Source organism: Trichocoleus sp. FACHB-6, assembly GCF_014695815.1.
In the GTDB taxonomy this organism is placed as follows: domain Bacteria; phylum Cyanobacteriota; class Cyanobacteriia; order Cyanobacteriales; family FACHB-T130; genus Funiculus; species Funiculus sociatus.
On record NZ_JACJOY010000046.1, the window covers coordinates 1 to 8,097 of the forward strand.

The 8,097-nt window shown below is 45.9% G+C and carries 6 protein-coding genes and 1 pseudogene; 5 read left to right on the forward strand and 2 right to left on the reverse strand.

From position 1 onward, the window contains the following. Positions 1 to 201, forward strand: a pseudogene (locus H6F66_RS08525) (IS701 family transposase); the annotation flags it as partial. A 615-nt stretch (positions 202 to 816) separates the two neighbouring features. Here the strand turns inward: H6F66_RS08525 and H6F66_RS27605 are convergent. Then, complete coding sequence (locus H6F66_RS27605) at positions 817 to 1,059, reverse strand: hypothetical protein (protein WP_199295285.1); 243 nt, start codon at positions 1,057 to 1,059, stop codon at positions 817 to 819. A gap of 46 nt (positions 1,060 to 1,105) precedes the next feature. Between H6F66_RS27605 and H6F66_RS08535 the strand changes: the two genes are divergently transcribed. The 4 genes from H6F66_RS08535 (at position 1,106) to H6F66_RS08550 (ending at position 5,680) form a co-directional block, all read left to right on the forward strand. Continuing rightward, positions 1,106 to 1,330, forward strand: coding sequence for a GFA family protein (locus H6F66_RS08535; RefSeq protein WP_199295286.1), 225 nt, complete (start codon positions 1,106 to 1,108; stop codon positions 1,328 to 1,330). 447 nt (positions 1,331 to 1,777) lie between these two features. Further along, positions 1,778 to 2,422, forward strand: coding sequence for a sigma-70 family RNA polymerase sigma factor (locus H6F66_RS08540; protein WP_190420211.1), 645 nt, complete (start codon positions 1,778 to 1,780; stop codon positions 2,420 to 2,422). Between the two features lie 15 nt (positions 2,423 to 2,437). Next, the gene (locus H6F66_RS08545) at positions 2,438 to 3,376 is read left to right on the forward strand and encodes a DUF1822 family protein (RefSeq protein ID WP_190420213.1); all 939 of its coding nucleotides are present in this window, start codon (positions 2,438 to 2,440) and stop codon (positions 3,374 to 3,376) included. 30 nt (positions 3,377 to 3,406) lie between these two features. Beyond that, a complete protein-coding gene (locus H6F66_RS08550; protein WP_190420215.1) occupies positions 3,407 to 5,680 on the forward strand; it encodes a CHAT domain-containing protein in 2,274 nt (757 codons plus the stop codon). Here the strand turns inward: H6F66_RS08550 and H6F66_RS08555 are convergent, their stop codons facing one another. Next, a complete protein-coding gene (locus H6F66_RS08555) occupies positions 5,681 to 7,033 on the reverse strand; it encodes an ABC transporter substrate-binding protein (RefSeq protein WP_206755774.1) in 1,353 nt (450 codons plus the stop codon). Positions 7,034 to 8,097: the final 1,064 nt, after the last annotated feature.

The window sequence follows — 8,097 nt, forward strand, 5'->3', positions numbered from 1 at the left end:
TGTGGGGTTGAAAAAGCCCAAGTGCGTTCTTCTCGTGCTCAACGCAATCACATTGGTTTGGCGATTCGAGCGTTTCTACGCCTGGAGATGCATTGGTTTAATACTGGCATTAGTTGGTATGAGTCCAAAGCCAGTATTGTTCGGGAGGCGGTGCGTTCCTACTTAGCGGCTCCTTGGCTGACTCTTGTACCAACTGCGTAACTCCTGTCCAGGTTATTAGTTTTGAGCGATCGCGTTACCAAAGCAAGTTGTAAGACGGCTCAAGGATTGTCTAAGGAGTAACAAACTACCGAGAGCTCAGCGGAGCGCGGTATACCGCGCTCATCGAGTCTTTCCAGTTGAAAAATTTCCGGTAGTGCTGAGTCTAGGCTATTAGCTCTGGGCGATCGCGTTACCAAAGCAAGTTGTAAGACGGCTCAAGGATTGTCTAAGGAGTAACAAACGAAAGAGAGCTTGATGAGCGCGGTATACCGCGCTCCGCTGAGTATTTACAGTTGAGAAATTTCCTCTGGTGCTGACTACTCTCCCTTCAATAGTCCTGGCTACAACCCAGCCCAGGAGTTGAACCTACTCAACAACTCCTCAAATAAGGACTTCTCAAAACTCATCAACCGCAGCGAAGGCATGTCATCAAATACTTCTGGAAAAAAAGTAACGCTGTAGTTCCGCCCTTTGTAAGTAAGCTGCTAGGTGCGGTTGGCCTTGCTTTCCAACAATGCGCCACAAGACCTAAGAATTGCTGAAGTCGTAAATAGCTGCTCAATCGTCTCTGGTGTAACAGGAGTCTGAGAAATGGGCTTACGGATATCTTCTAAGTCAGGCCTCCACGTCCATTGCCACCATCTCTTCTAAGGCCGGATGTAGAGGTGGAGGACAGAGTAGCTGCTCAAATTCCGAGATCAGAACGTCCTCTTCTTGGGGGTCAACACTCATCGCCGCTTGCTCGATAAATGTGGGAACTTGAGCCAGAATGGGTTGCAGGTTTCCAACAACGGTGGCAAAAGCATTGATGCGATCGCGTAATTTTGTACAGTGACTTTTTAATTGTCGTGGAGACATATTAGTGTCGTTAAAGCAGCAAAACTAGACTTAGCTGCTTTTGGGCTTGGAGCCAGGGCACGCAATCCTTTGGAAATGGTTTTGCGGTCATTGTGGGTGTCCAGTCCCGCGTCTAACGCGCAACGGCAAGATCATGGTTATTCCGGCCGGCTCCTTGGATACAGCACCGCCTATCACTCCGACGGCTCACATTTTCTGGGCATCCAGAGCGTCGTGGGGTTGTGCTAGCGGAGGGCTTCCAACCCACGCCGAGTATCCAGAGTCATGGTAGAGATAGAGCAAGAACGTGCCTACCCATATGATAGGAGCGAAAGAGATGGACGTATCCACGTCGTGACGCCGGAGGAAACGATGACAGCACCAGCGTTTGGAAGTGTGGGTGTGGTCTTATATGTGCATGATGACCCTAAAACAACGGTGCGTGACCTGAGTTTGAGCCACCCGACAGGAATCCGGACTGGTAGCTAATTACTGGCAAATCATCTTCGGACTATCCTCTCCAAAGAACGGTGCTCCCTTAAGTCTTAGCTAGGCTCAAAAGCTTCCGCAGGAATTTCTCTCAACAGCAGTAGTTGGCACCAGATCGATGTTCTGGTTGTACTAAACGCCTTTGAAAATCTTTGTAACAATAAACAGCGTTTCGCATAAAATTCGTGTTTCGTATCTGAGAAATAGATAGAGGTTCGCATCGGCTGTTCAATAACTTTTGGTGTCTTAAATGAATAAGACGGCGTTTGATGAACTAGATGAGCAACTTAAACAGCTAGCCAAGAGCGCCCAGCAGCATCCACCGTTGACTCAGGGACGGCAGCTAGCTTTAAGGAAGCTCCTGAATGGAATTCTGCAATCAGGCAGGCTTTGCCGTCCGCAGCGGGGTCAATTTTCAGGTGTTTATGAAGATATTTATGATGAGGCACGACAAGAACTGTTACTTTATATTTGCCAAAACATTGACAAGTACGACCCGGAACGCGGAAGCGTGATGGCATGGGCCAATGTTCTCTTGGAGCGGCGATTTTTTAAAGAAGCCATTCCGAAAATCTTAGGCAGCCCCAGCATTCAAAAAATGACCCTTGCAGACTTGGATAATTTTGCAGTACCTGAATTACCTCCAGTTCTCAATGAAATTCTTACCGAATATATAGAATCAGACCCAGACAACCTTTTTCAAAAGGAACATATAGAAAACCATCCAGAAGCTAACTTCCGAGCCATAGCGAAACGGCGAATTTTGGAAAATTCCTGGAAACAGATTTCAGCAGAATTTGGCATAAAAATTCCAACTATCAGTAGTTTTTACTACCGTTGTTTAAATAAATTTTCTGCAAATTTGAAAGAATATTATCTCAATAATATTACTTAATTCAGAGACAAATAAATGATGGAAAACCTATCGAAATGTTTAACTTTTACCGTACCTCTAAGCTCGGATGCCCATCGTCAGGCAGAACAGTTTCGCAGACAGCAAAGCAGTCAGAAGAAAGCCAAACAGGTTTATCTCAATGCGTTGGCGGTGTCTGCGGTGAATTTCTACCTGCGTTGTATGGGAATAAAGACTGATTGGGAAGCTAGTCAGAGCAGTAACCCAGTGATGCAAACCTTTATGGATGTCGCCGATTTGTGCATCCCCAATAAGGGTAAATTAGAGTGTTGTCCCGTCTTGCCAGATACTTCTGTTGTCCAGATTCCGCCGGAAGTTTGGTCAGACCGGATTGGTTATGTCGCGGTACAGTTTGACAAATCGTTGAGAGAAGCAACGCTACTAGGATTTACCCCAACGGTTCCAGAAAGCGGTGAGCTACCTGTGGGCTGTTTGCGATCGCTCGAAGATTTGCTCTTACACATTCGTCAGATCGGCCAAACCCAATCAGTCAAGATGCGGGTAAACCTAAGTCAATGGTTTGAGAACATTTTTGAGCCGAGTTGGCAGTCAATGGAAGCACTTTTAGGTACCCAACGGGCTAATCTAGCTCTGAGTCTTAGAAGCACTCCGGAAGCTAGTGTTGAGAGGGGTAAGCGGATCGACTTGGGGATAGAACTGGCTGACCAGTCAGTAATTTTAGTCGTCGCGCTTACTCCAGAAAATGATAAAGAAATGAACATATTGGTGGAGGTGCGTCCCACAAGCGGTCAAATCTATTTACCGCCAAATCTCCAACTGATGGCACTGGATGAGGAGGGTGCCGTGCTAATGGAAGCCCAAACGAGAAGCAGCAATAATTTCATTCAATTGCAGTTTAGCGGTTTTCCGGGAGAATGTTTCACCGTCAAGGTAGCTTTGGGGAATGTTAGCGTGAGCGAAAATTTTGTCATCTGAAGGTAAGAACACTCGTACAGGGTGCTGGTCATGAGAAAGTTAGTTGTCTTGAAGCTAGATGGTGATTTGGAACAAGGAGTTCGGGTCACGCTGGAGATTGGGGCAGAGGGGGAGCGGCCTTCAATAGAAGTTACTGGGCAATTGCCAAGAGCAACCGATTTGGTTAAAGCAATTGACCAGTGGCAGTCAGCCTATCGCAGTTTTGGGAATTCGTTCCGAATCAAAGCAAAAAAAATTGTTTATGGGGGTTCCATTAACCAGTGGCGTGAGGGCTGCTATAACTGTGCTATTGAGCTGCGAAAGCGCTTGAATAACTGGCTTGTTTCAGAGTCTTTCCGGCCGATTCGGGAGAAATGGCTCCAACAATTATCGCCCTCTGACGAAGTACGGGTACTGATTCGCACCTCTAGTGTGCAATTGCGGAAACTTCCCTGGCATCTGTGGGATTTGATTGAGGATTACCGACTAGCGGAAGTGGCATTCAGTGCCCCAGAATCTGAACAACCAGCTTCATTGAAAACGCCCACTTACCGAGATAAAGTGAGAATCTTGGCGATTCTGGGCAATAGTGCGGGTATAAATGTCCAGACAGACCGGCAGTTACTAGAAAATTTACCCGATGCCGCAACGACCTTTCTGGTAGAGCCTCAACGCCAGGATATCAGCGATTCGCTATGGAACAAACCTTGGGATATCCTCTTTTTTGCGGGTCATAGCAATAGTGAAGGTGACACGGGTCGCATTTATATCAATCAGACGGATAGCTTAACGATTAAAGAACTCAGTTATGGCCTGAGAAATGCCGTTGCGAACGGGTTGCAGGTGGCGATTTTCAACTCTTGTGATGGGTTGGGATTGGCGCTGGAGCTAGAACAGTTGCATATTGGGCAAATAATTGTCATGCGCGAGCCGGTGCCCGATGAAGTGGCACAGGCATTTTTAACTGATTTTCTGGCGGCTTTGGCTTCTGGCAAGTCTTTCTATTTGGCAGAGCGGGAAGCGCGAGAAAAGCTGCATGGTTTAGAGGATAACTTTCCCTGTGCCAGTTGGTTGCCGGTGATTTTCCAGAATCCCGCTGCGGTGCCGCCTTCTTGGCAAGATTTGGGTCGTCGTTCATCTAGACCAATTGAGAGAAGGCAAATGTTTCCACGGTCTCAACAGCCTTCTCTCTATCGTGCGATCTTTAGATATTCCATAATCTTATTGGTAGGTGTGTGGATAGGGAAGATCGTCTTTGACGAATTCGTTCCCCCGAAACCCTGCGATTTGCCTGCTACCGATGTCAGTGACATCGATTTCAGCTCGGATGGGAAATATTTAGCCACAGCCAGTTTGGACAACACAGTACGAGTATTGGAAGTGAAGGGAAATAGCTTTAAGGAAGTTGCTTGCCAATCACACGAAGATGGCGTAGTAGCTGTTAAATTCAGTCCAGATCAGAGGAAAATAGCCACTGCTAGTTTGGATTCTACCGCAGGCTTGATGGAGATCACCCCAAACGGTAGCATCAGCAGCTTCAAAACTCTACAGCATACAAATCCCTTTCCTGTAGTAGCACTTAACTTCAGCACGGATGGAAAATATCTAGCTACTGCCAGCGCTGATGGTAGGGTACACCTATGGGACACGAACAGCCGCAACGAAATCGCGGTTCTAAGACACAAGACTTACGTAAGGGCTGTCAGCTTTAGTCGAGATGGAAAGTATTTAGCCACAGCCAGTTTGAACAATAAAGCACAAGTGTGGGAGTGGCAAGCACACAAATATGACCAAAAAACAATATCTCTACCATCAGAAGATGTAGTTGATGTTACCTTCAGTCCGACAAATAATAATTATCTAACTACAGCTAGTGCTGACGGCACTACACAAGTATGGGACATGACCAGCAGCAGCCCCAAGGCGATCGCGCACTTAAATCTCAACACTTACATCATCAATGTCAGCTTCAGCCCAGATGGGAAATATGTAGCGACGACCAGTTCGGACAACAAAGCACAGGTGTGGAATTGGCAAACACATAATAGCAAGGACCAAAAAGCTATATTCTTGCCACAAGATAACGTAGTGGCAGTTGCCTTCAGTCCTACGAATGGGAAATACATCGCCGTAGCTAGTACTGATGGCACTGTAGAAGTGTGGACAACCAATGGTCGTTCAGTGAAAACATTTCCCAACAAGGGCGATCCAGACAAGAATAGCTTAGTAGGCATTGTCTTTAGCCCAACAGATGATAATTACTTAGCCACCGCTAGTGCTGACGGCACAGTAGAGATAAGGAATAATAACTCACCAAACAATTAATTACATATCCTTCAATAGCTCTTGGGTCTCCTGAGCGGCGGCATTCATTGCCTCTTGAGGGCTGGGATATCCATTCTCATCAGGATTAAGAGCCGCACCAAGATATTTTTGTAAAATAGCCGATGCCTGTGCATATTGAGGAATGCGTGGACGTGCAACCCAAGATTTGTCAATCACGTTCAGCAGTTCTGGGTAATGGCTGTATCTGGCAACAATTTTTGGCTCAAAAAACAGCTTTCGACGACTTGGCACAGACCCATATGCCAAGGTAAACTGGCGCTGAACCGCAGCACTAGTGAAGAACTTAATTGCTTGCAAGGCTGCTTTTTTGTGCTTTGTGGTTTTGGCAATGCCAAAGCCCCAGCCGCCTTTGCAGGCACCACTGCTTTCTCCTAATGCATGAACCATAGGTTTAATAGCAATCTTGCCACGAACAGAAGATCCTGGACTGCTAGCATAAGTCCAGGCAAAGGGCCAGTTACGCATAAAAACTGCTTGACCATCTCGGAATAGGCGGCGGGTATATTCTTCTTCGTAGGTAGTGATACCTTCGGGAGAAATACCCTGCTTCATCGTGCTGCGTAAAAACTCAACTGCTTGTATTGCTGCTGGCTGACCAAGTCCTACTGTTTTATCTTTAATCCAGAAGCCACCATAGCCCTTAAGCACCTCAACAAACATTGCTGCAAGTGCTTCCGTTTGCCGACCCTGCCAAAGGTAGCCCCAAGGAACTTTTTTCTGTTTTTGCAGTGCTTGGGAAATTTTTATCAAATCCTCAAAAGTTTCTGGCGGTGAGTATCCTGCCTCTTTGAGCAAATCTTTACGGTAGTAAAGCACGCCTACATCAGTGCGGAAGGGAATCCGATACAGCTTGCCGTTATAGTACCCATTATCGACCTCACTAACCAGAAATTCGTTTAATTCTAACTTTTTAAATTCTTGCTGCGAAAGCTCCTTGGTAAGATCCATCAGCCACCCCGCTTCGGCAAACTCGGGAACCCAGATAATGTCCATGTAAATCAGGTCAAAAGGCTGTGACTTACCCTCAAAACCTTCGATATAGGTTGCTTTTAACCGATCGGTGTCAGCTGGATTTACTGGCTTAGTCTTACTAAGGTTTGCTAGGTCAATACGAATACTCTTGTTCTTAGCCTCGAATTGATCGATCAGTGGTCTCCAATATTCAACTTCATTCTTCGATACAACAAAAGATAAAGTAACTGGCTTCGGAAACAGGATAAAAATTAACGCGATAACCAGCAGGAAGACAATTATTAGTCGCCTCAAGTTTCCTGGAAACCTAAGTTGCTGCATAAACTTTGGCAGTCTGCTTTGCTGTTTACTGTTTTCCACAAGTGAGTTGATTTCCGCAAAGTTAAGCCCCATATGGCTGAATGGTACTAAGTTAAGGCTCCTGATTTGTACTGTCTAATGGCGGGTACTACTATATAGCAAGGGATTAGCGCAAATTGTTGACAGACTATAATATGCACAGACAGCTCAATGGCTCCTAGCTTGTGTTAGATCGCGTATCAAATTCTATGCTACTCAAGTATCGCTCTCCTAAGAAATTGTATGTGCTCAAGGGGAAGCGACTAGCTCAAACCCGAATGCTGGTTGTGCTTGCGCTAAAGCAGGCAGTTCATGGGGTCAGAGAGTGTAACCGTTGGGAAGGGTATCATGTGAGTTTCAGCCCTGATGGCAAGATGCTGGCCTTAATCACTAAGGACGGTACAGTTCAATTTGGAGCAGTGATGGCACCTTGCTCAAAACCCTCGAAAGGTAGGACTTTTCGGTCACTACAAATGTGGGTTTCAGTCCAGATGGCATAATATTGGCTTCAGTTAGTAGCGATCCAAAAGCTTCAGTTCATGAGAGCAAGACATTGAATCTTTGGAACCGTAATCGTACTTTGCTTAAAACTTTTGTGTCATGTCGCTCTGAACTACATAGGGGTAGCTTCAGCCCCTATGGCAGAACAATCGCCTTATGCTATTACGACAGTACAGTGAGACTTTGGAATTTGGACGACAAAAAGAGAATAATCCTTAAGGGACACAAAATACAGCCCTACAGCGTGGGACTCAGCCCCGATAGCAAAATCATTGCCTCAATAGACCTATCCGCAAATTATAGATGCCCTTCGCTGTCTGGTTTTGACGCCTCCTTGCCCAACAGGGATTGGGTCAGCTTATCTACGGTCAAATAATGGTTTGGGACGATTATCGGGCTGTTTTATCAAAACTTCTCTCAAATAAGGGAAAATAGTTGTCCAAGTTTTGTCTGAGAGCTTAGAAACTTTTAAGAGGATGTTTTAAAAGTCGGTTAGATAGCAAAAAAGCTCACTCAGTGTAAGCTGCGAATATGTAGTACACAGCACTGAGAGAGCGTTATGAGTAAAGCTTACCCCAGTAATT

Coding starts and splice junctions, on each gene's coding strand:
- H6F66_RS27605 (WP_199295285.1), bottom strand. CDS start 1,059: ATGTCTCCACGACAATTAAAAAGTCACTGTACAAAATTACGCGATCGC.
- H6F66_RS08540 (WP_190420211.1), top strand. CDS start 1,778: ATGAATAAGACGGCGTTTGATGAACTAGATGAGCAACTTAAACAGCTA.
- H6F66_RS08545 (WP_190420213.1), top strand. CDS start 2,438: ATGATGGAAAACCTATCGAAATGTTTAACTTTTACCGTACCTCTAAGC.
- H6F66_RS08550 (WP_190420215.1), top strand. CDS start 3,407: ATGAGAAAGTTAGTTGTCTTGAAGCTAGATGGTGATTTGGAACAAGGA.